This window comes from Fictibacillus sp. KU28468 (assembly GCF_026153615.1).
Lineage (GTDB): Bacteria > Bacillota > Bacilli > Bacillales > Fictibacillaceae > Fictibacillus_C > Fictibacillus_C marinisediminis.
Genome location: NZ_CP110666.1, coordinates 2,445,073 through 2,470,003, shown reverse-complemented (window position 1 = coordinate 2,470,003; position 24,931 = coordinate 2,445,073). Strand labels below are relative to the sequence as shown.

The following is a 24,931-nucleotide window of genomic DNA, read 5'->3' as shown; positions in this document are numbered from 1 at the left end:
AGAATGCTGTATTCAATTACTAAGGAGGAGTAACAAGTGGCTAAATTTACTAAAGAAAACATCATGCAAATCGCTAAAGATGAAAACGTACGTTTCATTCGCCTTCAGTTTACCGATCTATTAGGTGTCATTAAAAACGTTGAAATTCCTGTAGGACAATTGGAAAAAGCATTAGACAATAAGATGATGTTTGACGGTTCTTCCATTGAAGGATTTGTTCGTATCGAAGAATCAGATATGCTTTTATATCCTGATCTAGATACATGGGTTGTTTTCCCTTGGACATCTGAAAAAGGGAAAGTAGCACGTATGATCTGTGACATCTACAATCCAGATGGCACTCCATTTTCCGGAGACCCTCGCGGAATCCTTAAAAAAGTATTAAAAGAAATGGAAGACCTTGGTTTCACTGACTTTAACATTGGGCCAGAACCGGAATTTTTCCTCTTTAAAAACGATGAAAAGGGCGAGCCTACACTTGAGCTAAACGATAAAGGCGGATATTTTGACCTTGCGCCGACTGACCTTGGTGAAAACTGCCGCCGTGACATCGTTCTAGAGCTAGAAGACATGGGCTTTGAAATCGAAGCTTCCCACCATGAAGTAGCTCCAGGACAACATGAAATCGACTTTAAATATGCAGATGCGATCACTACTTGTGATAACATCCAGACGTTTAAACTCGTTGTTAAAACCATTGCACGCAAACACGGCCTTCATGCGACGTTTATGGCAAAACCGCTATTCGGCGTGAACGGTTCCGGTATGCATGCGAACATGTCCTTGTTTAAGGATGGAGACAATTCGTTCTTTAATCCGTCCAATGAAACAGGACTAAGTGAAACAGCCATGCAGTTCCTGGCAGGGATTTTAAAGCACGCACAAGATTTTACAGCGATCACAAACCCAACAGTTAACTCATATAAGCGGTTAGTTCCTGGATATGAAGCTCCTTGTTATGTAGCGTGGTCTATGCAAAACCGCAGCCCGCTTATCCGAATTCCGGCTTCCCGCGGACTAAGCACACGTGTAGAAGTCCGTAGTGTAGACCCTACAGCAAACCCATACCTTGCGATGGCCGTATTGCTGGCTTCTGGTCTTGACGGAATAAAAAACAAGCTGCAAACTCCAGAACCGGTTGACCGCAACATCTATGTGATGGATAAAGAAGAGCGCGAAGCAGAAGGAATTAAAGATCTTCCTGCTACATTAAAAGAAGCAGTTGACCGCTTAAAGAAAAGCGAAGTGCTGATTAAAGCTCTTGGCGAACATGCGGCTGAGCACTTTGTTGAAGCGAAAGAAATCGAATGGGATATGTTCCGCACACAAGTTCACCCTTGGGAACGCGAACAATACATGTCCATGTATTAAGATTCAAACCCCTTGACACTATAGGTGTCAAGGGGTTTTTGCTTTTTGGTCATATAGGTTAATTTCATTTTCAATTGATGCAGGGAAGATCGGCGCGTTTCAAAATTCGGTCAAAGGCGTTGAATAAAGTTGATTTTGGCATAATATCCCCATCATTCCTACACAATACTAAATTAAGATCATGATGGTACATTTCATTCAGGGCAATTTTATTTTGATTTTGATACTTCATGTGAAAGTAAAAGTCATTTACTAAGCTATTTCCGATTGTAATGGTTCGTTTTGAACTATAAGTCTTAGGATCACCAAATAATTCTGAAGGGTTTTCCGCTTTAAAATCAAGTGTTTAATTGATGGAAATTAATCCATCTTTTAAGTCAACATCGGACCACTTAATAGCAGCGGCTTCCCTTTTTCGTAATCCAGTTTCAATAAGCACTTTAAAAAATAGCCAATATATAATCATATTTATAAGCTTCTTGCAGAAAACGAGAGATGTCTTGCGACTCAATAAATCGCAAAGAGACATCTTTTTTCTTACCTTTAATCGTTACACATACACATGGATTTTTTTTAAGCTTTCCTAATGTTACAGCTTTTTCAAGGGCATTATTCATGGTCGTGTGGATTATTTGACTTCGCTTGCTAATGGCCAAAAAGAACGTTCAGCCATTATGGTGGAAGTTTTCTTGCAGAAAGAGGGAAGTAAGTGGCTGGTGAATCGATTCCGACAAGTGAATGCTGAACCAATATAGTTGATTATTGCTGTTTGACTTTTAAATTTGTAGAAGTTATTAAAATATAAATGAAAGGTGTTTCTTCATACATGAGGAAACACCTTTGTTATGCTGTTAGGTTAAGGTTAGTGTAAAAGATAACTAACGTTCTATACAACAATCGGTTTAGTTGTTTAATTAGCAATAATCTTTGAGAAACACACCTGAAAACAATTTTAATGCAAAAATAAGTTGTATTTTCCGACATATTTTTGAAGCCTACCTATTTTGGTGGGCTTTCCTGAATAAATACTAATAGTTTTATTTATCTTTATATATACTTGCGAATAATAGGAGGGCCAGTGCTACAACAGTTATGGAAAGAATAGTTGTCATATCCATACCCCCTCATAATCCTCAATCAGATATTGAGATCAATCTATCACTTAAGCGTAATTTTTTACAGGTTGTCCGATTTTAAAGGAGAATTACAGGATAAATCCTGTATTCTATTTTATGCACGAGAATCGAAAAGGTTTGCTTAAATGATACGTGATTACAAAAATCGGAAAAAATTGATATTAAACAATAGGGGAGCTCTAGCTCTCCGCAAACTTTGTGAACTTTTTACAGATCCAAAAACTTCACAAACTTCTAGTCCCTTGACAACTCTTTTCGCAAAGATTCTTGCGCCTTCAAACAAAGAAGGGAGCTGTTAAAGCTATGGAAAAACTTTATGAAATTCTTCAAATTAAGCAAGTTGTTGCAGAGGTGAGAGAAGGAGAGATTCATATTGTCCGTTCACCCATCGATGGAGCAAAAATTGCTGCAGCGTTGATTGGAGAAGATGATAGAGAAGTGTTTCTCGTAATGTGTCTAAACACTAAGAATCGTGTGGTTGCTGTTCACCGTTGTCATGTAGGAGCATTAAATTCAAGCATCGTGCATCCAAGAGAGGTTTTCAAGGCAGCCATCTTGAATAACTCAGCGTCGATCATCGTGTCTCACCAGCATCCCAGTGGCGATCTTTCACCGTCTAGAGAGGATATCGCTGTATCCGAACGCTTGGCACAAGCAAGTAAGACATTGGGTATTGAAGTTCTGGATCATTTAATTGTAAATGCTCAAGCAAATTATACAAGTCTTAAGGAAAAGGGCTATATGTAAAAACAGGAGGAAGGGATGAAAATCTCTTCCTTTTATTTTTTCAAAATGCTGTTTTTATTAACTTGCCATCCTCTGGAATCAACACACATTTGTCAATCCTCAAAAAAATAAGTTTAAACTAAAGCTTAAAAGCTTTGTAACTAAAAGTTAATAATTGAACATTAGTCTTGATATGTAACAGAATCATCAATCGGCACGATATAAAGGAGACAGCTATGAAAAAGTTATTCAGTGTAATGGGAATAGCCGCTTTATGCTCTACGATGGCATGTTCTACAACGCATGCAGGGAACAACACGCAAGTTAATCCAGACCTAGATACTAAAACACCGATTAAACACGTGGTTGTTTTATTTGGTGAAAATGTTTCATTTGACCATTATTTCGGCACGTATCCACATGCTAAAAATCCAGACGGTGAACCTAAATTTACTGCTAAGCCAAACACACCATCGGTGAATGGCTTGTCAAAAGAACTTCTTACCAATAACCCAAACCAATTTAATCCAAAGCGATTAAGCCGTGCACAAGCAGTAACAGATGATATGGACCATGAGTATACTGCTGAACAAAAAGCATTCAACGGTGGGAAAATGGACAAGTTTGTGGAGAATACATCAGGTGGGACCGATAAATCCCTCGTAATGGATTATTATGATGGCAATACAGTTACCGGCCTGTGGAATTACGCCCAAAACTACGCAATGAGCGATAATTCATTTAATACAACTTTTGGGCCTTCCACTCCAGGAGCACTTAACTTGATCTCTGGCCAAACCCACGGTGGAACAGGATTTGTAAATGGTGTGAAAGTAGGAGATATTGAAGAAAATATTGCAAATGGATCAGTGATTGGTGACCCGGACCCTCATTATGACAATGCTTCTAATACAAAACGGGCACAAGCCTCTATGGATGGAAAAAATGTTGGGGATCTTTTGAACAAAAAATCCGTCACATGGGGCTGGTTTCAGGGAGGTTTCCGAGATACCACTGCTAAACACGCCAACATAGCGGGCCAATACAGTACAGATTACAATCCGCACCATGAGCCATTCCAATACTATAAATCAACAGCCAATCCGGACCACTTGCCGCCAAGTTCTGTTGAAAAAATTGGGCATAACGATCAAGCGAACCATCAATATGATCTTGAAGACTTTTGGAAAGCAGCCGATAAAGGTAACATGCCTGCTGTAAGTTTCCTCAAAGCGGCCAACTATCAAGATGGCCATGCAGGTTATTCTGATCCGCTCGATGAACAGCATTTTATCGTTAATACCATTAACCATCTTCAAAAGCTGCCAGACTGGAAACATACTGCCGTTGTATTAGCCTACGATGATTCAGATGGTTGGTATGATCACGTGATGCATAACCCTCTGGTTAACGGTTCAGATGATCTGAAAACAGACGCACTTTATGGTCCTGGAGATGCTGGAAAGCCTCGATTGGGCTCCTATAAAGATCGAGCCGGATTTGGTCCTCGCTTGCCATTGCTTGTAATTTCGCCATATGCGAAGAAGAATTTTGTGGATCACGCATTAACGGATCAAACATCCATTCTTCGATTTATTGAGGATAACTGGAGTCTTGGAAAAATAGGAGATTATTCGTTTGATTCGGTTGCAGGCAGCATGGAAAACATGTTTGACTTTAATCATGCCCCTTCGGATAAAAAACTGTTCCTTGATCCAGAAACCGGACAGCCAATCAAGAAGAAGTAAATAAATGAAGGAAAGATGAGTTGGCCTTTTGGCCAACTCTTTTAATTAAGAAAGTGTGGATAAAATATTGTGGAATCCTTATTCTTGTTAACTGAAGCGATTGTTTGATCGCTGCGGCGGTCATTTTTTCTTGTTGAACTGGGCAGATTAGCACAACAAGAGCTTCCTTTTTAGGAACAATTGCAGGATTAATAATCTTTTGTGTGGAATGTTTAACCTCATACATAGAACATCTGAAAAGGAGTGGGATAAACTATGAAAACACGAGTAACCGAGACTTTTGGAATTAAATATCCAATTGTACAAGGAGGACTTGCCTACCTTGCTTATGCTGAACTGGCGGCTGCGGTCTCGAATGCAGGAGGACTTGGACAAATTACTGCAGCAACGCTGCGTTCACCTGAAAAGCTTCGGGAGGAAATTCGTAAAGTACGCACACTTACCAATAACCCATTCGCCGTAAACTTTGCCATTGCAAGGCACGATGGACAATATAAGGAATTGCTTGAAGTTGCTATTGAAGAAAAGGTACCTGCAATTTCTATAACAGGAGCTAATCCTCAAACTATTTTTGAACGTATAAAAGGAGAAAATATTCGAACGCTTGTCCTTGTTGCAGGCGTTAGACAGGCACAGAAAGCAGAACAACTCGGTGCTGACGCTGTAATGGCAGTTGGACAGGAAGGCGGTGGACATTTAGGACGAGACGATATTGGTACAATGGTACTTATTCCTCGTGTAGTCGATTCCGTATCGATTCCAGTGTTAGCGAGCGGTGGGATTGGAGATGGACGAGGTTTATTAGCAGCTTTTGCACTTGGGGCAGAAGGAATTGAAATGGGTACTCGCTTTATTGCTACTAAAGAGTGCGTTCACGCAAACGAGAAATATAAGCAGGCAATTGTTAATGCGAAAGAGTCGGATACAGTAATTATTAAGAGAACAATTGGTTCACCAGGACGAGTCTTGAAAAGTGAATTTACTCTGGATATTATCGAACGTGAAAAAGAAGGAGCCACCTATGAAGATCTACAAGAAATAATTGGCGGAAATGCTAATTGCAGATATATCTTTGATGGAAATGAAGATGAAGGTTTTGGATGGGCTGGACAAGTAATCGGACTTATTAACAATATTCCTACTGTTCAGGAGTTATTTGATGAAATGATTCTAACAACAGAAAAAGGATTAAACCGTATTGGTAATATTATCGGAGAGCAGACCCATCGATAATTATTTATTATATTTATGGACGTTTTCTGAATCGTTAATGGTTGCTGCGGCAACCATTTTTATTAGCCATAAGCCAAATCCACATTTCTGGTGGTTTTGGCTTTTTTAACTGACTTTCCGTTGTGTTCGATGAGGACCTCATATCCTTCAAGCTCCAATTCTATTTTTAACATCCGAGCGATTTGTACTTCATCTTCTACGACTAAAATACGATGTTTCATTGCAAACCTGTTATTGTATAGTATGAAATTTGATACTGCAATAACTTTTTTGGTAATAAAATCCTAGTAAAGTAAGTGTATGCTTTTGAAAATAGTACAATAAACGCATTTCTTTACCTTTGGTTGAATAAGAACACAACTGATGTCATAGAAAATAATAAGGGAAACAGCTGTGAACAGTTGAAAAGGGGGAAAACCTTGAGAAAACGTTACGCTGCAACTCTTATATTTTGTATTCTGTTTTCCATGGTTGGTTGTAATCACATTAGGAAAACAAAAATTTCGGTTGAGGCAAAGGTTTTAAAATTAAGTAATAAACAATTTGATGAAGTCGGAACCGAAGGTTTAAAAGATCCTACAATGAATGATTTTCGTAAGTTAACCTTCAATTTTAAGATGGATAATCCACCCGATACCTCACGAAAAATTGTATTTCCCAAAACGATTTCTTGGAAGAAATCGATAAACTCCGTAGATGGAAAAGTTAGGTACTGGGGTGGCGAAGAATACCAACAAGATAATGAAGGTGAAAATTTCGCACTTTATCACAGAGACTTTCTCTTTTACTCCAAAGGGTTAAGCGAAGATGAAATAAAAGAAGCATTCGACTCAATTGTCTTGAAAGTAGCTTGGAAAACGAAAGATGAGACCCAAGAAGAAAAAGAATACAAGGTGAGCAAATTAATCAAATTTAAATGAACATTAGTTTAAAAAAGGGAAAGCTCAAGGGCTCATTTTTGAATAGGTGCCTTTATTATAATACGAAAACCCTAGGCAAGGCCTAGGGTTCCAAAAAGCTTATAACCAGGCGAAAAATTTGGGTTTCCATCGTTGTAATTTTACCCAAAGGAGGCAGATAAGTAACAAATACGAAGTTAGAGCAAGGTTAATGCTCCGGTAATCAGAGCTAAGCCTGTAATAACTACACCAGTCAAAATGGCCCATTTATAGGCAAACCGCTGAAAAGCGCTAATATCGACATTCACCATACTCACTAGTAAAAAGGTAGAAGCCACCAGCGGGCTCATTAAATGGACCGGCTGTCCCATAATGGAAGCCCTTGCAATTTCAATGGGACTTACTCCATAAGCGGAAGCTGCTTCTGCAAGAATGGGGAGTACACCAAAGTAATACGCATCATTGGAGAGAACAAAGGTAAATGGCATACTGGTAATGGCCACAATTGCTGGAAAAAGCGGTCCGGCTGAGTCCGGAATGATAGATATGAGGGCCTGGGCGATCGCGTCCACCATCTTGGTGCCTGATAATATACCTGCAAAAACACCCGCAGCAAACACCAGCAGTACTACGGTCAGCGCATTGTTCGCGTGTGCAGCGATGCGCTCCTTCTGAAGATCAAGATTTGGGTAGTTGATCATTAACGCAACGATGAAACCGACCAAGAATAAAGCTGGAGCCGGAAGCAATCCCATTACTAAAACCGTCATGACCACAAGAACAAGCAATAAGTTGAAATAGCGGAGATGCGGCCGTTTGATGCTTGCAGAACCATCGTTATAAACTGTTTCCTGGGCGGCAGCCAATTGCGAGAGAATCTCAGGATCTACTTTTTTATGCTGTATATCTGCAATCCCAATCCGCCGGCGTTCTCTTTTTCCAAGCAGATACCCTGTAAAAACGACCCATAACGCGCCACCGATCATGGTCGGCAGCAGCGGGATGAAAAATTCCGAAGCATCCAGCCCCATTACGGCAATGGCACGTGTAGCAGGACCTCCCCACGGAGTCATACCGCTCATAATGCTGAGGGAAAGCATGGATACGGTTGCCAGAATCAATGGATTCATTCCAATGCGGATATAAAGGGGAAGCAATGCGGAAACAGCGATCATATAAGTGGTGGTTCCATCCCCGTCCAACGCAACCAGCAAGGAAAGAATAGCCGTTCCCATGGCAATTTTTACAGGATCTCCTTTAACAATCTTGAGAATCTTTTCAACGAGTGGATCAAACAATCCAGCATCGATTAAAATACCGAAAAATAGAATGGCAAAAAGCAGCAAAGCAGCAGAAGGGGCGACAAGCTTCAGACCGTCCATGATCATGGTGCCAAGCTTCCCTCTAAACCCTCCCAAAACAGCAAACACAACAGGAACAAGAGTCAGAGATGCGATGGGTGATAATCGTTTCGCCATAATCAAATACGTAAACACCACAATCATTACGGTACCTAAAATAGCCAGCATAGTACGAAAACCTCCTCAATTCTGTATACGCTTTCAAAAACGGATTTTATAAAAGCGTCTAACATGTTTGTTCAAGAATAATACATGTAAAAGAATAAGTTAAATATATATTTTTTGAGACTTTATATAAAAAATATTTATAACACAACTATGCTGGGTGAAAGCTCTTTATTAGGTTGTGGACAGTTCTTGGTGTAAAAAATCAGTAAATGCTTTTACTACAGCCAAATTGAGAGAATCGGGATGATACATTAGCCATGTATCACGGAGGACCGGTTCGTTATTTTTATAAGAAAGACCTTTAACAAAAAGATCATCTGACGGCTGCAGACAGATTTCAGGAACAATTCCGAATCCAAGCCCGTGCTTTACCATTACCTTGCACGTTTCCTGGCGGTCCACTTCCATGGCAACAGAAGGAGGGTTTGTAAAATTATCGCGCCACCAGGCATTGATCAAATTATCGAGAGATGTGTCGGTCTTGTAGTGGATTAACGGTAAATCGGGCAGCTTTTCCAGATTAATTTCTGATTTGGAGATCAGACACAGCCTTTCCTTTGTCAGCAAAAATTTATCTCCCTGCCAATGGTAATCCCCTCTTAAAACACCAACATGAACACTGGAAGCATCCAGTAGATTCATTATTTTCGTACTCCAGCCGGTATTCACTTTAAATTGGACATCAGGATAGATTTGCGAAAACCGTTTAAGAATATCGGGCAGGCGGTACTGCGCAAAATTACTGGAAACCCCGATTCGAAGTGTTCCTTTAACATCCTGTCCAATATTTGAGATATGATCTTTTGCCCTCTGCAGCTCTTCAATCATCTGTTCTGCATATTTAGCGAGATACTCTCCTTCTGCGGTAAACTCAATTCCTCTTTTTCTTTTATAAAACAACTGGCTGCCGAAGGCCGCTTCGAGGTGCTTCAGGCGGTAGCTCAAAGCAGGCTGGGAAATGTACAGTCTTTCTGCCGCCCGCGTAATGCTTTTTTCCTCAAATAATATTTTCATTAATGCCCAATCTTTCTCGTCCATTTCTCTCACTCCTTTTTTTCATCCTAACACTTCTGTTTCTAGTTATAAATATTTTTTAAGGTTTTAGATAAATAATATGTATTTAATTTATCGGAAGAATTGGACTAAGATGAGGTCAAAGAGAGAAGTTCAGATTAGTTGAGGTGATGAAGATGACGAAAATTCCGGTAACCATTATGCGGGGAGGAACAAGCAAAGGCGCATTTTTCAATGAACAGGCTATGCCTAAGCAGCGGAAGGATTGGGAAGAATTTTTGCTGGATGTCATGGGAAGCCCGGACAATATGCAAATTGACGGATTGGGCGGCGCCAATTCACTTACCAGTAAAGTAGCCATCATTAAAAAGTCAAAGGAAGCCGATGTGGACATTGATTATACCTTTGCCCAGGTCAGCATCGACAAGAAAATGGTCGATTTTAAAGGGAACTGTGGAAATATTTCTTCAGCAGTCGGCCCTTATGCGATCGAACAGGGGTTAGTGGCGGCAAGGGAGCCGGTTACTGAAGTAAGGATTTACAACACGAATACAAAAAAGGTGATTATTTCTGAAGTGGAAGTAGAGGACGGAAGGGTAAAACAGGTAGGGAATTGTTCGATTCCCGGCGTGCCAGGTACGGGGTCTCCTATCTATCTGTCCTTTAAAGATGCCGAAGGATCAGTGACAGGCAAGGTGTTTCCAACCGGAAATGCTATTGATTTAATTGAGACATCATTCGGTGCCTTTTGTATCTCTATCGTTGATGTCGCAAATCCACTTGTTTTTGTAAAAGCCGCAGATATGGGGTTGGATGGAACCGAAATGCCTGATGACTACACTCCGGAATCGTTAGCAAAGCTGGAAGAAGTAAGGTCGATCGCGGCTGAGCTTTGCAGATTTTGTCCGAAAGAAGGGGCGACAGAGAATTCACCAGCTGTGCCAAAGCTTACGATTGTGGCAGAACCCATAGATTATATAGATCTGACCGGAAGGGAGCGGAAGGCAGAGGACATGGATTTGGTGATCCGCATGATGTCCATGCAGCGGCCTCACAGAGCATTGGCCATAACGGGGGCAGTATGTACAGCAGCGGCTGCCTACCTGGAAAACACCATTGTGTCCCGAATGGTTCAAAATCGCACCAGCACACTGCGTCTTGCTCATCCTGCCGGGATCATGGAAACTCAGGCACAATTGTATGAAAAGAAAGTGCACGCGATAAAAGTGGTCCGAACCTCCAGAAGAATTATGGAAGGCTATGTTTATACGAAAAAAGAGTATGAAATGGCAGGTTCAACAAACAAACAAAAAAGAGAACAGCTCGTGTTTTAAGAGCGATGATTTCCCCATCCGGCATAAATTGCCGCGGTTAATCCGCTTGCTGTGCCGGCCAGAAGATACTCCATCGTATCTTTATTCCCGCCGAGCTGCATGGTATGGGTAGCCACCAGATCTCCGGTAAATTCATAGATATCCCAAAGAGCGGAGGCAAGAGTGGTGAAGGAGAGAACAAAAAGAAGAGAAAGCCAGGGAGATACGCTGTTCCTGAGCTTTTCTGGCACGAAAATGTTGTAAAGCTATAGGGCACATAAGCCGACTAAGGTTACTTTGTTAGGATAAAAGTTCTATAATCTCAAACTCTTTTTTTGCCAAAGAAATCTGGATGTCGTTACAGTATAGCGCCGCTCAGAATAGTCGATGACATGGCGATGGCTGAATTTTACCAAACATTTCTGTTGATTTCGCATTTCTCAGCGCAAATGGGCAGCCACTCTGGCACCTAGTTCATGAATACCGATTGGTTTCTGAATATATTCATCTCCTCCTGCCTGAAAATCAGAAATTTTTTCCGCATCTTCTATACGTGCAGTAAGGAATAAAATAGGACAGGACACAAACCCACATATTTCACGAAAAACGTCCAGAACATCCTTCTCAGGCATGTTGATATCCAGCAAAATAATATTCGGTTGCTTTTCTGCTTGCCGCAGAGCCTCAATGCCGTCCTTAGCTATGAAAACGACATAACCGTTCAATTGAAAGTAATCCGCCAGAAGTTTTCGAAGGTCTGCTTGATCATCAATTATTAATATCTTTTCCATTTGCTCTCCCTGCTTCCGTACATTTATTACCAATATTATACTATCAATGCCGTGATTTTTTTGTCTGGTTCTACTGGGAGTTTCACGATAAATCCGGATAAGTCTTTATCTGGATTTATCGTGAAGCAAATCGTTTGGCCGCTCAAGGCCTGAATGGCGAGCTCGCCATGAACAACAAGCCGGTTACCGGAAATGTTGATAAAAAAAGTACTGCTGGCAGGTCCAGCAGTGCTTTTTGTTTTCGGAAAATGAAAATGACTTGATATGCAACTATTCCTTGTCAACCGCAAGTAATGCCCAAGCCAAGAGACCATAACACCTCAAAACGCTGATCAAACCATCGAATTTCCTTTAACTAGACCTCTTTATTCTCAATACCATGAGACGTAATACATGTTTTTCGTGAGAAAGGTGTTGAGGAAGCCGATTTTCTATGGTATGTCTAATTAAAAGATAATTCTGTTCTTTATTGAAATATCCATTATCAGCACAACTACAGCCATGGAAAAGGAGCGCCGAATGAACATCAATAAATTTGTTATGCCGGAAGTTATTTTTGGTCATGGTTCAAGGGATCAGGTTGGAGAAAGCTGTCTTCGGCTGGGAGCTAAAAAAGTTCTGATCGTAAGCGATCGGGGTGTCATGAATGAGGGGTGGCTCGAGAATGTGATTGAAAACTGCAAAAAGGCAGGGCTGCTCTTTGCTACTTTTTATGATATTACGACCAATCCAAAAGACTTCGAGGTTGAAAAGGGGAAAGAACAGTATATTGCCAATGAGTGTGATGCTGTCATTGGCGTAGGAGGAGGGAGCGCGATTGATACAGCAAAAGCAATCGCCATCCTGGTGACCAATGGCGGAAGTATTCATGATTATGAAGGTGTGGATAAAATCAATGAACCATTGCCGCCAATGGTTATGATCGCCACCACCGCTGGTTCGGGCTCTGAAGTTTCCCAGTTCTCTGTTATCGTTGACTCAAAAAATAAAAAGAAAATGACCATTGTATCGAAATCATTAGTTCCGGATATTGCCATTGTTGATCCTCAAACACTGACGACCAAAAGTCCTCAATTGACCGCTTCAACCGGATTGGATGTATTAACCCATGCGATAGAAGCCTATGTAAGTATAGCAGCCACACCTTTGACAGATGTTCAGGCCAAAAATGCGATTCAGCTTGTGGCAGACCATCTCCGTCCATCCGTTGCCTCGAAAATTAATATGGAATCCAAGTATCATATGGCGATGGCTTCCTTACAGGCAGGATTGGCTTTTTCCAACGCCATATTGGGAGCCGTGCATGCCATGTCTCATGCCATTGGAGGCCGGTTTCCATTGCTTCATGGTGAGGTAAATGCCGTATTGCTACCGCATGTCATGGAGTTCAACTTTCTTGCTGTACCGAAAAAATTCAGCACGATTGCTGAATTGTGCGGAGAAAGCGTTCAGAACCTGTCAAATATAGAGGCAGGAAAAAAAGCTATTGATTATATTAAACAATTATCCCTGGATATCGGAGCACCACAGCGGCTATCGGAAATGGGACTTACGGATGAGGGGATTTCTGAAATGAGCCAGGTCGCATTGGAAGATGCATGCATGATAACCAATCCTCGTGATATTAAAATAGAAGATGTCATTCAGCTTTATCGACAAGCCTTGTAAGGGGGTTGGAAAAAATGACCATGCGGCACCAATTAATCGAACAGCTTACGGGTGTTCAATCCTCAAAGCGTAATTACTACACCGAATTGAAAAAAACAGTCATGAAGATGCAGAAGAAAAATCTTCAGCTAGAAATTATTAATGATATGATGAAAAGCTTGAATGTGGAAATGCCAATGGATGAGATGCTAAAAAACATACTGGATAAATTGAAAACCATGTATGAATTTGATTCGATCAGCTTGTCCATTTGTCAGGGGGAAACACTCGTATTAACAAATTTTTATGCAAACGAACATGACGCAATGAATCATCAGCTTCATGATCGATCGATTTATGGAAGAGCATTGGATAGCGGTAAAATGCTGTACCATACCTTTGAGGAAGAGACTGAAACCATTTCAGCTTCGGGTCAGTCATTAAAAAGTATGTTGGTTTTCCCTCTGTACAGCAAAGGGACGGTGATTGGAGTTCTTGGCATTGGAAGCAAGGGGATCATCGAATATGATAAGTCAGATGGTTCTTTTCTTCAGCAGCTTTCCGATCATTTTTCGGTCTGTCTGGAAAACGCCAGACTTTACAACGAGGTTTTAAACGCCAAAAAGGAATGGGAAGATACGTTTTCAGCAGTGACTGATTTGATTTTCGTACTCAACTTAAAGGGTGAAATTTTGAAGGTCAATGCATCTGCTAAAGACTATTTACAATTAAAAGATGCAGAGGAAACGGGGAGAAACATTCGACTTTTTCTCAATCATAATGAAATAGAAGTCCTGATGGAGGATTGTCTTCAAAAGAAAAAGGCTGCACTGCAAGAAATTCGACGAGCAGACGGACAAATATTTGAAACCACTATTTCTCCGGTGCTAAATGAAAAAAAACAAATGTATGGGTTGATCTTATATTTACGAAATGTTTCTGCAAAACGGAAAATGGAAGCCCAGCTTGTACAATCAGGCAAGCTTGCAGCAATCGGGGAGTTAGCGGCAGGTGTGGCCCACGAACTGAACAATCCGTTAACCGCTATCCTGGGGAATTCACAATTGTTGTTAAGAACAGCGAATAAAGATGAACCTTCATACCGGCTGTTAACCGACATCGTGAACTGTGGAAAAAGGAGCAAGAGTATTATTCAAAATTTGTTAACATTCTCGAGACAGGATGAATATTTTTTTGAGGAATGTTCCCTTAACGAGGTCATTGATCAATATTTAAGCTTAATTGTGTACCAGATTGAGAAGCAAAATGTAAGAGTGGAGGTAGTAAAACAATCACCGCTTCCCAAAATCAACGGAAATCAGAAGCAAATCGGCCAGATAATGATCAATTTATTACTAAATGCAAAGGATGCGCTTGAGAACAGAAGCGAAAAAAATAAAAAGGTTACCATAGCTACAGCCTCCTGTTTGGTAAAGGGAAAAGAGTGGATTTGCCTGTCGGTTACTGACAACGGGATAGGAATCAGTGATAAACAGATCCAGGAGATTTTCCATCCCTTCATCACCACAAAAAAGGAAGGGAAAGGCACAGGCCTTGGTTTATCTGTGAGCCTGGGAATTGCCCAGGCTCACGGTGGAACGATTGAGGTCAAAAGCGATATGGGGCTGGGGAGTACATTTACTCTTTTCTTGCCTGCAATAATGGATGAATAGATTTGAATTGAGAGCTAAGGCGGGGATAGCATGATTAATATTTTAATCATTGATGATGAACCGGAAGTAGGGCATTTTTTATCGTATTTGTTATCCAGTAAAGGTTACACCGTTTCCCTTGGAGGGAGCGGTAAAGATTTTTACCATTTAATCAGGGCGCGGGTCTATGATTTGGCTCTGCTGGATATTCGACTGCCTGATGCCAATGGTCTCGATATTCTTAAACAGCTCAAGAAAACATGTCCCGGGTGCAAATCCATTGTAATGACTGGTTATAGTACGATCAAAACAGCAGTGGATGCTATTAAATTGGGGGCAAATGATTACATTGAAAAGCCGTTTGAAGATATTGATGAATTGGAGTCTTTAATTGATCGCCTGCTTCATCATAACCAGACGGTCAATGACAGTGAAATACATAGAATTGCAAAACAAACAGGGTTGGTTATTGGCTCCGGCAAGGAAATGCGGCATTTGATTATGCTTGCTTATAAAATTGCAAAGAAAAATATCAATGTGCTGATTGAGGGAGAGACAGGAACAGGTAAAGAGGTGCTTGCTCACTTTGTTCATCAAGCCAGTTTAAGATCCGACAATCCCTTTCTTGCAGTGAATTGCGGTTCGCTTTCAGAATCTCTTTTAGAGAGTGAGCTTTTTGGCCATGAGAAAGGGGCATTTACCGGAGCCATAAAAGAACGAAAGGGAATATTTGAAATTGCGAATAAAGGAACAATATTTTTGGATGAGATTGCAGAAGCCTCTTTATCTACCCAAGTAAAGCTGCTGCGAGTGCTTGAATCAGGAGAGTATATGAGAGTTGGTGATGAAGCTGTCAGAAGAACAAACACACGAATAGTGGCTGCATCTCACGTGGATCTTGCTGGTGCCGTGGAACAAAAAATGTTCAGAGAAGACCTGCTCTATCGACTGGAGGTTGTAAAACTGACTATTCCTCCTCTTCGTGACCGTAAACAAGACATTCCGGAACTATTAACCTATTTTCTTGAAAAACAGCAATCCCAGCTCCCTTTTTCAGAAGAGGCGGTAAATCTATTACAGCACTATCAATGGCCAGGAAATATACGAGAACTTGTGAACGTTGTAAAACGTGCAACCGCTTTGGCTGAAGGAGAAACGCGGATGATTACATCCGAATATCTACCGGATAAACTAAGAGCTGCCACCTATGATAGGACTAGTTCTCGCGCCTCCATTATTCCTGCCTTAAGGAAATCAGAAAAGGATCTGCCATTTTACCTCGAGGACTGGGTCAAACATATACATCAATTATGGGCGGCTGAACAGGACGTAGGGCTTGATGAAATTATTCAACAAGTGAAAGAGTTGGAAGTTCGTATCGGGAGGGCATTTGTTACAAAGATGCTGAAAGAAACGATGGGAAATCGAAAGGAAGCGGCGGAACGGTTAGAAATCACGACTCGTCAGCTGCGTTATTTTTTAAACGAAAAAAAGGGAGGCTAGCTCGTTCTCTTTGAGCTCAGCCTCCTTTTGGCTTTTCGGCCATTCTACATGGTTAGTACATATCGTCCGTTGATTTCTCCTTTTTCCATCTTGTCAAAAATTTCATTAATCTGGTTGATCGGTGCTGTTTCAATATTCGTTTTTACTTTTCCTTGGGCAGCAAATGCAAGAGCTTCCTGCATGTCTTTTCTGGTTCCAACTATGGAGCCTTTGACTGAGACTCCGTTTAAAACGGTATCAAAAATCGGGATGGGCAGTTCATCGGCAGGTAGTCCAACCACAACCAGCGTGCCGCCGCGTTTTACAGAATGATAGGCTTGTTCGAAAGCAATTCTTGAAACAGCCACACTGATGGCGGATTGAACGCCGCCGGTTTTTTCTTTAATTACTTGGACAGGGTCGTTATTTCTTCCGTTAACCGTTAGATCAGCGCCTAGTCTTTTTGCAAGTTCCAGCTTTTCGTCCTGGATATCGACTGCTATCACATTGAATCCCATTGCCTTGGCATATTGCAAAGCAACATGGCCGAGTCCTCCGATTCCATAAATGGCTACCCAGTCACCAGGTCTTGCTTCGGAAACTTTTAATGCTTTGTAAGTAGTCACACCTGCACAAAGAATCGGGGCGATTTGCACAGGGTCAACGTTTGGAGGGATTTTTGCGACATAGCTGGCAGGTGCTTTACAGTACTCGGCATATCCGCCATCCACCGAATATCCGCCGTTCAGTTGGTCGGGACAGAGTGTCTCCCTGCCGGTTAAGCAATATTCACACTCTCCGCAAGCAGAATACAACCAGGGAATCCCTACACGGTCACCAACTTTTACAGAAGTAACTCCTTCTGCAATTTCTTCTACAATCCCGACTCCTTCGTGTCCGGGAATGAGGGGGAGCTTTGGCTTGACCGGCCAATCGCCATGGGCGGCATGGAGATCGGTATGGCAGACGCCGCAAGCTTCAATTCTGACAAGCACTTCCCCAAATTCCAACTTCGGTTTTGGAACATCCTTAATTTCCAACTTGTTTTTAAATTCATTAATAACAGCTGCTTTCACACGAGTTCCTCCTTTTATGAATAGACTTCATCTCTTACTAATGCAAGATTTGTGCCAACTCTATTTATCGTAAAATCGCTTACAAAAATCACAATGGCCTTCAGGGTGTGCCGATTTTTCGGCAAATTCACACAAAAAAACGGAAAAGAAGGTCGAGTGGTCGGCTGTATCATTATATAAGTATGGGTAATTTTACCTGTTTAGGTAATTTTAATAAATTTCTGCCTGTTCATAGGATCTTAGAAGTTCATCAGACAGACGAAGAACTGGCATATGTGGTATCCAAATATATAGAAGGTGACAAATTGTTTGACTTTAATAGTCAACAATTACTGGATATTGTTCCAGATGTGTTAAACAACTTAGAAATCCTTGAATCAATTGAAGTGTCTGATAATAATAAAGGGTATGGTTATTTCGACAGTTCAGGTAATGCTTCATACCCCACTTGGTTAGATTTTATAGAGGCAGTTTATAATAATGACATTTATAATTGGGCTTCATTGGAAAAGAAAGGACTGGATTCAGAAGTCGTCACGAAAGCTATTCAAGAATTAAAATCACATAAAAAGTATCAATGTAAACAAAAGATATATTGTTCACGGAGATTTAGGGTCATATAATTTATTGGCAAAAGATAATCAAATCACTGGTATCATTGATTGGACCTTAGCAATTAATGGAGACCATTTATATGATAAAGCAAATTTCCCTTTCTGGAATGAAGAAAAGCTACAGCCACTGATTCAGGAAATAACCAACAACAGCCGGAACATGCACCAGATGATGAAACAAAAGACGCGAATGCAGCAATGATGGCAGGACATTAAAAAGAAATCGGATGATCTTTTCTATATAATAAGTTGATCTTTCGTGATCGGGCGCTTTAATGGAATAAGGAACACAGCAGTGGCTAAAGATACTGACCGGGATTACTTTATGAGTGCTGAAGAGGCTAAAGAGTATGGGATTATAGATGAAATCATTTTTCCGAAATGATGTTTCAAGAGGGAGACTGCTCAAGCAGTCTCTTTCATTGTCGGAATATGATGAAGTTAATTCATTTTTTATGTTATATTATGAGTAAAACTAATATAAAGAGGGATGAATTTGTCGATAGGCAAATATGAAATATTTCATACAGTAGTAGAACTTGGCAGCTTAACAAAAGCAAGTGAATCGTTAAATATTTCCCAATCAGGGGTAAGTCATGCCATTTCCAGCTTGGAAAAAGAGCTGGGGTTTTCCTTATTAACCCGTAATAAAGCCGGCATCAGGCTAACCGTAAACGGTGAGCGAATGTTGTTATATATTAGGGAGATTCTAAATTTAAATGAAAAAATGCTTCAGGAGGCTGGGGAAATAAGAGGACTAGAAATAGGGACTGTTAGGATTGGCACATTTTCATCTATTTCTGCTGTATGGCTTCCTGGAATATTGAAAAAATTCATGGATCAATATCCTCATATAAAAGTAGACATTATGGAGGGGAAACAGGAGGAAATCTCTCTGTGGATTTCACAGGGGATTGTAGATTTCGGTTTTTTAATGCTGCCTGCTGCCGATCTGGAGGTTCTCCATTTAAAGCGAGAAGCGTTTTGCTGTGTTGTTCCGGAAAACCACCATCTTGGTGCTGAAAATTCTATAAAGACAAATGCACTGAATGAAGAGAAGCTGATTGTCCAAAATTCTACCCTTAAAATCATCCATAACATTTTGAAATCAAATAAACTTTCTCCTGAAATTGCTTTTCATTTAGACGATGAACATGCTGTTATCTCGATGGTAAAAAACTCCCTTGGTGTAGCTATCCTGCCAGACATCGCTTTACATAATCTTCCTGATGGTGTAAAAAAAATACCCCTTTCAGATGATCGAGCAATTTCCTCCATCGGCATTGGTTCGATATCCTTCAAAAATCTTCCGCCAGCTGCCGAAAAATTTATAGCAGCATCGACCTTATGGTTAAACGAACATTTCACATGATTCTCGTAATTATGCCATTTTCTTATGATGCACATCTAAAGTAAATTTGATATTTATTGGAACCGGGGGAGGAAGTACGCTTATTTTTCATATGAAAATAAGCGTAGCATGTAAATGTAAGGGTAAACAAAGCTAAGCCTAACTCCCGGAAAAGTGAATTATGCTTTGGGATACGGAGATATAAAGGGAGCAAGAGGGGCTGTCCTAGAAGTCTGTAAGCTGTTGATTTCCGTTCCAGGCTGCTCGCTTTTACCGGCGCGAGCTCCTACTTTCGTGGGGGCGTGCGGTGAGCCTTACCGGCGTGAACGCCTACTTTTTGGAGCTAGCACCGGCGGGAGTCTCACCTGTCACGCTAGTCCCGCAGGACAAGGAAAGCTTCGGCAGCGTTATATCGCACGAAGAAAATGTGAAGTTCATTTTCGAGGAGTCTCGCATCTTCCACTTCAATTAACTTTTCATTGAAGATTTTTCAAGCCAAAAAGGGGCTGCCTGAAGGTCAATTTTCGACTTTCTGGACAGCCCCTTTTTTAGGGATCCAGAAGTCATGACAAGAAGAGAACGGATTCTCTTGTTTTGAGGATATTTAAACAATTACCTTGAGGTCATGGTGTACACTAAACGGCAGTTTGTACTTAACATGTTAGAGGGTGCCATTCCAAGCTTGCAAGATATGGGGGCTGCATCTCTCGGTACAATTTCTATCGACAAAAGAAAAAGCTGAATAGCACTGAATCACGTTTGGTTGTTGAAAAAACGATCATCATTTATTCCTAATGTTCGTAATAAAATGATAGTAGCCCCTTTGTTACTAGTAGAGTAGAAGATTCATTTCTTTTGTATAGATTGAAAAATTGATCATCTTATTGTATTCCCCAGATTAATTTAATCGCCCTTGAAAGAGCAACATTCATGTTAACGGGAGGAAGAGGGATGCATAACAAGGATTGGAAAAGGAAATGGAATAGTTATTCCTATAAGTTTCCATATTTTCTTTTAGATGTCAAACAAGAATTAAAGAAAAAAGGTAAAAGCAAACAAGCTTCTGTTAAATCGTGGGAATTAACGGAAGAAGAGAAAATGCTAATTCATGAAATTAAAGAATGTACAAGACAACGCAATAAAAATAATGTGACACGTACGCATGCCTATTATCAGTTTTACCTCCGATACCCAGAAATCCATTGGGCACTACTTGGACATATGGTATCGCGTAATGGCGGTTGGAATATGACGGATTTAAAAGGGGAGTTATATACGAGACTATTGTCTGAAAAAGATCAACTCACCTACTTTTCTTTTTTGGAACGAGGAAACTGGTTAATCTTCCTGGATGTATATCCACAATTTTTGTTGTATGAACAAAGTGTGAAAAGATCCAAAAAACTGTTTCATCTTCTACCTTTTTTCAATGTGTCAACGTTTATGGAAACGATGTGGAATCATTTTTGGAGGACGGGCGACCGCTATACGTTAGCCATTGCTACTGTTATCAATGAACAAAGCTATTTAGAAAAAAAGGTTATTCAAAAAGCCCATTTTAAAAAGACTGTGCTAAATAGCGTTGGATTCAAACTTTATGATTTTTTTCGCTTTAATCACATTCTTTTTCCATTATATAAGGATGAGACCAAACGAGAAACATTGTTAGTCGGTGATACAATGAAGCATTTCACCTCCCTTCATGAACGGATTTTGCTGGGCAAGCGATTATACTCACTGTTGTTTTGCCGAGAGAACATCTTATCCGGAGTAGTCGATTGGGCTCATGATCATCCACATACCGGTTCGAGAAAAGATTACTGGCCGCATTTGTTTTATGATGTTAACGAGTCATTCTCCCGTGCCTTTTATAAACGGCGGATAAAAAAATGCCAATTAAGAAAAGGGGCACATCGTTTATTCAGTCCTCGATTAATATACGCATGGAAAGATGTTAATCACGAAGACCCTGAAAGCGGAGACTGGTTTGAAGACTGGAATATCATTGACTACTTAATTGATAAGGGAGAAACTACAGATGGGAAAATTTATGATGAATACTGCAAAACACTTGAAAAAATTGAACTGGCCATTATGGCAAAAAAAAAACGTCCTTCTCCGCGAAGAGGCAGAAGAAGAGTAGCCATCAAGGAGCTTTTGTAGCCACCATCATTTTCTCTTCTTTCACAGGAACGTATTTGGACTTACTGTTTGTCGGAAAACATATGTATGCCTTTCCAGAAAGACCCTTCCCAGGTGTATTTACCATCAATGTTGCCTTTACATTATTGATATTGCCAATCTTTACTGCTCTCTTTTTACGGATCGTAAAAAAGTTGCCTCAGCTTTTAAGAATTCTATTTATCGTTTTAATTGGACTTTGTATAAGTATTTCCGAACAGTTTGGAGAGAAATTAGGATTGTTTACTCATAGCGAAGCGTGGCATCATTCTTATTCATTTTTCGGATACAGCATCTTCATGTTCCTTATATGGAAATTTTATCGATGGTTTCAATAACCACGACTGTGTTATCGAAATAAAAGAATTGCATCTAGTTTATAAGGTATCCCCTTTTCTAAACCACCTAACTAAATTTCTGTTTATAGTGAGCTAACGTCAACAGCGGCCAAATGACTCGCTTCGAGTGAAAAAGTGGATATTGTAAAACCGTTTTGATTGCTACAAAAACAACCCCATTTGTTTAGAAATCAAGTTTTTCATAATTTACCTGAATAGCTTGATGGCAAATGAAATTAAGCACATGGTGGCAGGCGCTATAGCATGTATAGCCGTAGTAGTTTGGTATACTTAAATAAATACATAAAAGATAAGAATAATCAGTAAAAGAGCAGCCAGGTACATCCTAGTTGTTTTTTTGCGTAAACTGGAACAATTTTGTCCGGTCCCAAGGACATTACAGTCCGTTAATCCCATTGGCATATAATTCTAATTTTTCAGAAAAAATGTTATGATATATTCAGAGAATAGAAACCTTGTTTGATATTATAAAATCCTTTAGGTGGAAAGGAGGTTTATATAGCTCAGATCTGCTTTAATACTATTAATCAATTTTTAAAAAAGGAGAGATCATATGTCAGCAAAATTCCAAGGTGTTATTCCACCGATTCCAACCATATTACATAAAGATGGACGACTAGATGAAAAGGGTATGGGAAATCTGATTGATTTCTTAATTGAATCAAAAGTAGATGGACTGTTCTTTTTAGGGACAGGTGGTGAATTCAGCCAGATGACGGTTGAATTAAGAAAAGCTGTAGCTGAATTTGCCATTCAGTTTGTTAACGGCCGGGTCCCCGTTCTCATTGGAACAGGTACTCCAAGCACACTAGAAACCATCTCATTAAGTATGCATGCAAAAGAGGCTGGAGCAGACGGTATTGTTGTCATTAACCCTTATTATTGGCAGCTTACAGAGGAGAATCTTTTTCAACATTATGCCGAGATTGCTGAAGCGATTGATCTGCCCATTCTGCTCTACAATTTCCCTGGATTAACAGGACAAGATTTATCACCAGAATTTGTACTTAAGCTTGTGAAATCGCATCCAAATATCGTGGGCATTAAAGAAACGGTTGAATCTGTGGGGCATACCAGGGAAATGATCTTAACGGTGAAGTCCTTTAAAGAAGATTTTGCGGTTCTCTCTGGATACGATGATCACTTATTAAATACATTATCTGTTGGCGGGGACGGTGCCATCCCGCTAACGGCCAATTTTATCCCTGAGCTTACTGTTGGCCTCTATCAATCTTTTAAGGAAGGAAACTACGGGAAAGCGATTGAATTACACAAAAAGTTAGCGCCATTTCCCCTTTTATATAAACTCGATTCTCCTTTTGTGAATGTAGCTAAAGAAGCCATAAGGATGCGTGGGATCGAGATCTCTACCGATGTATTGGCACCTTCACGTCCTTTAAGTGCTGAAAAGAAGGAAAAAATACAGCGATGTATGGATAAAGTATTGAATCAAGCCATACCTTCGTCAAACTAAACCGTTTTTAACACAATAATATTTGGAGACCTTTTAAAAAGAAATGTTGAAGTAAGAATTATTATTAAGCTTTTGGAATCTGTGTGGAAAAATCAAAAAACAAGTTTTGATTGGACCATGTGTAGAATGGATTATGCCGAAAAAAAGATTTCCAATTGAACTAACGGGTGCGTTGATCCAAGAAGGATTACGCACCTTTTTGCTGAATTTAATAATTGAACGAAGCAGTAATGTTGAAAAAGGAAATAGCTGAAAATTTGATGACGGACAGGAGTTAGATAAGATGATAAAAGGTTTTGGAGGAATATTTTGGAGAACTAAGAATCTTGAAGCTGTAAAAAAATGGTACAGTGAAGTGTTGAAGATTGATATGGAAAATTGGAATGGGGCTATGATAAAACCCCAATCAGGAAATGAAACTATCTTTTCTTTCTTTACCGAGAATGACAGTTATTTTCCAACAGAACAACAAGTGATGTTAAATTTCCAAGTACATAATCTAGACGAGACTATTAAGCATCTCGAACATATTGGTGTACCTCTTGCAAAGAAAAATGAGATTAGTGAATATGGAAAGTTTATTTGGATTGAAGATCCAGAAGGTCGACTGGTCGAGCTTTGGGAGAAATAGCGAGTTGTAATTCATTTGCTATTGAGCTAACGGGTGCATTCGTATTATGGAGTTAACCAGTTTTTACTGGCTGCTCTTTTTTTATAGGACCTATTATTTCAGTAGCAAGGGCAGAATGTACGGGTGCGTGGGAGTTAGATCTCGTCAACTAAACTGTTAGCCCCCTAAATCATATTACTAAACCGAGGTTCAAGCCGGTTACGACACGCTTTGTATATGGCCGTATTATGTGGAATAAGAAGCTCTCGAAACAAGAAGCTAAAAAAATATTATGATCGAAAACGAAATGAAGGAAAACCCTCAAAAGTAGCGATGATAGCTTGCGTAAATAAACTTCTACACTGGATTTTTGCAATCCTAAAACGAAATGAGCAGTTCCTGTATTTGGCTTAATCCACAATAAAATACTGCATATGAAAAACCTTCCAACAGTATTTGGAGGGTTATTTGGCCTGCCGTTAAAAAGTATACCACGAGAGATAATTCATTTTAATAAAAAACTATTGACTCCTATTAGCTGGTTTAGTTTAACAAGAAAACCAAAACCTGAAAAGTGTTGGAATTACTCCGCCTCAAACATCATAAGAAGTTGATGTAAAAGTCACAGATTGCTTTAGAAGGTGCCTGGAGTTCCGGGTAAACCTGTTCTGCCGCATCCAATTAACGACTGTAGAAGCAAAAGATGCGGAAGGTTTAGTAAATAA

21 protein-coding genes and 3 pseudogenes are annotated in these 24,931 nt (G+C 40.1%); 19 read left to right on the top strand and 5 right to left on the bottom strand.

All coding sequences use genetic code 11. The annotated features are described in order from the left end of the window. Positions 1-36: 36 nt before the first annotated feature. From glnA to OKX00_RS12800, 4 genes are all read left to right on the top strand, one after another. On the top strand, positions 37-1,371 hold the full coding sequence (glnA, locus tag OKX00_RS12815; RefSeq protein WP_265407626.1) for a type I glutamate--ammonia ligase: 1,335 nt from the start codon (positions 37-39) through the stop codon (positions 1,369-1,371). 1,439 nt (positions 1,372-2,810) lie between these two features. After that, complete coding sequence (locus OKX00_RS12810) at positions 2,811-3,254, top strand: JAB domain-containing protein (protein ID WP_265407625.1); 444 nt, start codon at positions 2,811-2,813, stop codon at positions 3,252-3,254. Between the two features lie 215 nt (positions 3,255-3,469). After that, entirely contained in the window at positions 3,470-4,981 is a 1,512-nt protein-coding gene (locus OKX00_RS12805; protein WP_265407624.1) for a phospholipase C, read from the top strand. A 255-nt stretch (positions 4,982-5,236) separates the two neighbouring features. Next, positions 5,237-6,214 (top strand): NAD(P)H-dependent flavin oxidoreductase, encoded by a 978-nt coding sequence (locus OKX00_RS12800; RefSeq protein WP_265407623.1) that lies wholly within the window; start codon positions 5,237-5,239, stop codon positions 6,212-6,214. 62 nt (positions 6,215-6,276) lie between these two features. On the opposite strand, the gene OKX00_RS12795 is transcribed toward OKX00_RS12800, so the two are convergent. Next, positions 6,277-6,435 (bottom strand): response regulator, encoded by a 159-nt coding sequence (locus tag OKX00_RS12795; RefSeq protein ID WP_322114318.1) that lies wholly within the window; start codon positions 6,433-6,435, stop codon positions 6,277-6,279. A 198-nt stretch (positions 6,436-6,633) separates the two neighbouring features. On the opposite strand from OKX00_RS12795, the gene OKX00_RS12790 reads away from it, so the two are divergent. After that, positions 6,634-7,134, top strand: coding sequence for a hypothetical protein (locus tag OKX00_RS12790; protein ID WP_265407622.1), 501 nt, complete (start codon positions 6,634-6,636; stop codon positions 7,132-7,134). 176 nt (positions 7,135-7,310) lie between these two features. Here the strand turns inward: OKX00_RS12790 and OKX00_RS12785 are convergent, their stop codons facing one another. Next, complete coding sequence (locus tag OKX00_RS12785) at positions 7,311-8,642, bottom strand: CitMHS family transporter (RefSeq protein ID WP_265407621.1); 1,332 nt, start codon at positions 8,640-8,642, stop codon at positions 7,311-7,313. 171 nt (positions 8,643-8,813) lie between these two features. Next, a complete protein-coding gene (locus OKX00_RS12780; protein ID WP_265407620.1) occupies positions 8,814-9,680 on the bottom strand; it encodes a LysR family transcriptional regulator in 867 nt (288 codons plus the stop codon). Positions 9,681-9,832: 152 nt separating this feature from the next. Between OKX00_RS12780 and OKX00_RS12775 the strand changes: the two genes are divergently transcribed. Further along, the gene (locus OKX00_RS12775; RefSeq protein WP_265407619.1) at positions 9,833-10,990 is read left to right on the top strand and encodes a 2-methylaconitate cis-trans isomerase PrpF family protein; all 1,158 of its coding nucleotides are present in this window, start codon (positions 9,833-9,835) and stop codon (positions 10,988-10,990) included. Between the two features lie 419 nt (positions 10,991-11,409). Here the strand turns inward: OKX00_RS12775 and OKX00_RS12770 are convergent, their stop codons facing one another. Continuing rightward, complete coding sequence (locus tag OKX00_RS12770; protein WP_265407618.1) at positions 11,410-11,760, bottom strand: response regulator transcription factor; 351 nt, start codon at positions 11,758-11,760, stop codon at positions 11,410-11,412. A gap of 519 nt (positions 11,761-12,279) precedes the next feature. On the opposite strand from OKX00_RS12770, the gene OKX00_RS12765 reads away from it, so the two are divergent. The 3 genes from OKX00_RS12765 to OKX00_RS12755 are packed head-to-tail and all read left to right on the top strand — an operon-like array spanning position 12,280 to position 16,562. After that, the gene (locus tag OKX00_RS12765) at positions 12,280-13,428 is read left to right on the top strand and encodes an iron-containing alcohol dehydrogenase (protein ID WP_265407617.1); all 1,149 of its coding nucleotides are present in this window, start codon (positions 12,280-12,282) and stop codon (positions 13,426-13,428) included. Between the two features lie 14 nt (positions 13,429-13,442). Further along, the gene (locus OKX00_RS12760) at positions 13,443-15,080 is read left to right on the top strand and encodes an ATP-binding protein (protein ID WP_265407616.1); all 1,638 of its coding nucleotides are present in this window, start codon (positions 13,443-13,445) and stop codon (positions 15,078-15,080) included. 30 nt (positions 15,081-15,110) lie between these two features. Further along, a complete protein-coding gene (locus OKX00_RS12755) occupies positions 15,111-16,562 on the top strand; it encodes a sigma-54-dependent transcriptional regulator (protein WP_265407615.1) in 1,452 nt (483 codons plus the stop codon). A 44-nt stretch (positions 16,563-16,606) separates the two neighbouring features. On the opposite strand, the gene adhP is transcribed toward OKX00_RS12755, so the two are convergent. Continuing rightward, positions 16,607-17,617: an alcohol dehydrogenase AdhP gene (gene adhP / locus OKX00_RS12750; protein WP_265407614.1), complete on the bottom strand. Its 1,011-nt coding sequence runs from the start codon at positions 17,615-17,617 to the stop codon at positions 16,607-16,609. A 305-nt stretch (positions 17,618-17,922) separates the two neighbouring features. On the opposite strand from adhP, the gene OKX00_RS12745 reads away from it, so the two are divergent. From OKX00_RS12745 to OKX00_RS12700, 10 genes and pseudogenes are all read left to right on the top strand, one after another. Next, positions 17,923-18,240 (top strand): hypothetical protein, encoded by a 318-nt coding sequence (locus OKX00_RS12745; protein WP_265407613.1) that lies wholly within the window; start codon positions 17,923-17,925, stop codon positions 18,238-18,240. A gap of 4 nt (positions 18,241-18,244) precedes the next feature. Continuing rightward, positions 18,245-18,433 carry a hypothetical protein gene (locus OKX00_RS12740; RefSeq protein ID WP_265407612.1) on the top strand — a complete coding sequence of 63 codons (189 nt, stop codon included), beginning with the start codon at positions 18,245-18,247 and terminating at the stop codon, positions 18,431-18,433. A 93-nt stretch (positions 18,434-18,526) separates the two neighbouring features. Beyond that, positions 18,527-18,616, top strand: a pseudogene (locus tag OKX00_RS12735) (ATP-dependent Clp protease proteolytic subunit); the annotation flags it as partial. A gap of 105 nt (positions 18,617-18,721) precedes the next feature. Beyond that, a complete protein-coding gene (locus tag OKX00_RS12730; RefSeq protein WP_265407611.1) occupies positions 18,722-19,603 on the top strand; it encodes a LysR family transcriptional regulator in 882 nt (293 codons plus the stop codon). A gap of 286 nt (positions 19,604-19,889) precedes the next feature. Further along, positions 19,890-20,054 carry a hypothetical protein gene (locus OKX00_RS12725; RefSeq protein WP_265407610.1) on the top strand — a complete coding sequence of 55 codons (165 nt, stop codon included), beginning with the start codon at positions 19,890-19,892 and terminating at the stop codon, positions 20,052-20,054. 458 nt (positions 20,055-20,512) lie between these two features. After that, positions 20,513-21,725 (top strand): annotated as a pseudogene (locus OKX00_RS12720) (DUF2515 domain-containing protein). Positions 21,726-21,780: 55 nt separating this feature from the next. Next, positions 21,781-22,101, top strand: a complete 321-nt coding sequence (locus OKX00_RS12715) for a CBO0543 family protein (RefSeq protein ID WP_416054339.1) — start codon at positions 21,781-21,783, stop codon at positions 22,099-22,101. 574 nt (positions 22,102-22,675) lie between these two features. Then, complete coding sequence (locus OKX00_RS12710; protein ID WP_265407609.1) at positions 22,676-23,596, top strand: dihydrodipicolinate synthase family protein; 921 nt, start codon at positions 22,676-22,678, stop codon at positions 23,594-23,596. A gap of 283 nt (positions 23,597-23,879) precedes the next feature. Beyond that, positions 23,880-24,227 (top strand): VOC family protein, encoded by a 348-nt coding sequence (locus tag OKX00_RS12705; protein WP_265407608.1) that lies wholly within the window; start codon positions 23,880-23,882, stop codon positions 24,225-24,227. A 174-nt stretch (positions 24,228-24,401) separates the two neighbouring features. Next, positions 24,402-24,620: pseudogene (locus tag OKX00_RS12700) on the top strand (IS110 family transposase); the annotation flags it as partial. Positions 24,621-24,931: the final 311 nt, after the last annotated feature.

Excerpts from the sequence above, each read along its gene's own strand:
- OKX00_RS12705 (WP_265407608.1), top strand. The coding sequence starts at position 23,880 with ATGATAAAAGGTTTTGGAGGAATATTTTGGAGAACTAAGAATCTTGAA.
- OKX00_RS12805 (WP_265407624.1), top strand. The coding sequence starts at position 3,470 with ATGAAAAAGTTATTCAGTGTAATGGGAATAGCCGCTTTATGCTCTACG.
- OKX00_RS12780 (WP_265407620.1), bottom strand. The coding sequence starts at position 9,680 with ATGGACGAGAAAGATTGGGCATTAATGAAAATATTATTTGAGGAAAAA.
- OKX00_RS12770 (WP_265407618.1), bottom strand. The coding sequence starts at position 11,760 with ATGGAAAAGATATTAATAATTGATGATCAAGCAGACCTTCGAAAACTT.
- OKX00_RS12760 (WP_265407616.1), top strand. The coding sequence starts at position 13,443 with ATGACCATGCGGCACCAATTAATCGAACAGCTTACGGGTGTTCAATCC.
- OKX00_RS12730 (WP_265407611.1), top strand. The coding sequence starts at position 18,722 with ATGAATTTGTCGATAGGCAAATATGAAATATTTCATACAGTAGTAGAA.
- OKX00_RS12765 (WP_265407617.1), top strand. The coding sequence starts at position 12,280 with ATGAACATCAATAAATTTGTTATGCCGGAAGTTATTTTTGGTCATGGT.
- OKX00_RS12775 (WP_265407619.1), top strand. The coding sequence starts at position 9,833 with ATGACGAAAATTCCGGTAACCATTATGCGGGGAGGAACAAGCAAAGGC.
- OKX00_RS12800 (WP_265407623.1), top strand. The coding sequence starts at position 5,237 with ATGAAAACACGAGTAACCGAGACTTTTGGAATTAAATATCCAATTGTA.
- OKX00_RS12795 (WP_322114318.1), bottom strand. The coding sequence starts at position 6,435 with ATGAAACATCGTATTTTAGTCGTAGAAGATGAAGTACAAATCGCTCGG.
- OKX00_RS12785 (WP_265407621.1), bottom strand. The coding sequence starts at position 8,642 with ATGCTGGCTATTTTAGGTACCGTAATGATTGTGGTGTTTACGTATTTG.
- OKX00_RS12755 (WP_265407615.1), top strand. The coding sequence starts at position 15,111 with ATGATTAATATTTTAATCATTGATGATGAACCGGAAGTAGGGCATTTT.
- OKX00_RS12810 (WP_265407625.1), top strand. The coding sequence starts at position 2,811 with ATGGAAAAACTTTATGAAATTCTTCAAATTAAGCAAGTTGTTGCAGAG.
- OKX00_RS12710 (WP_265407609.1), top strand. The coding sequence starts at position 22,676 with ATGTCAGCAAAATTCCAAGGTGTTATTCCACCGATTCCAACCATATTA.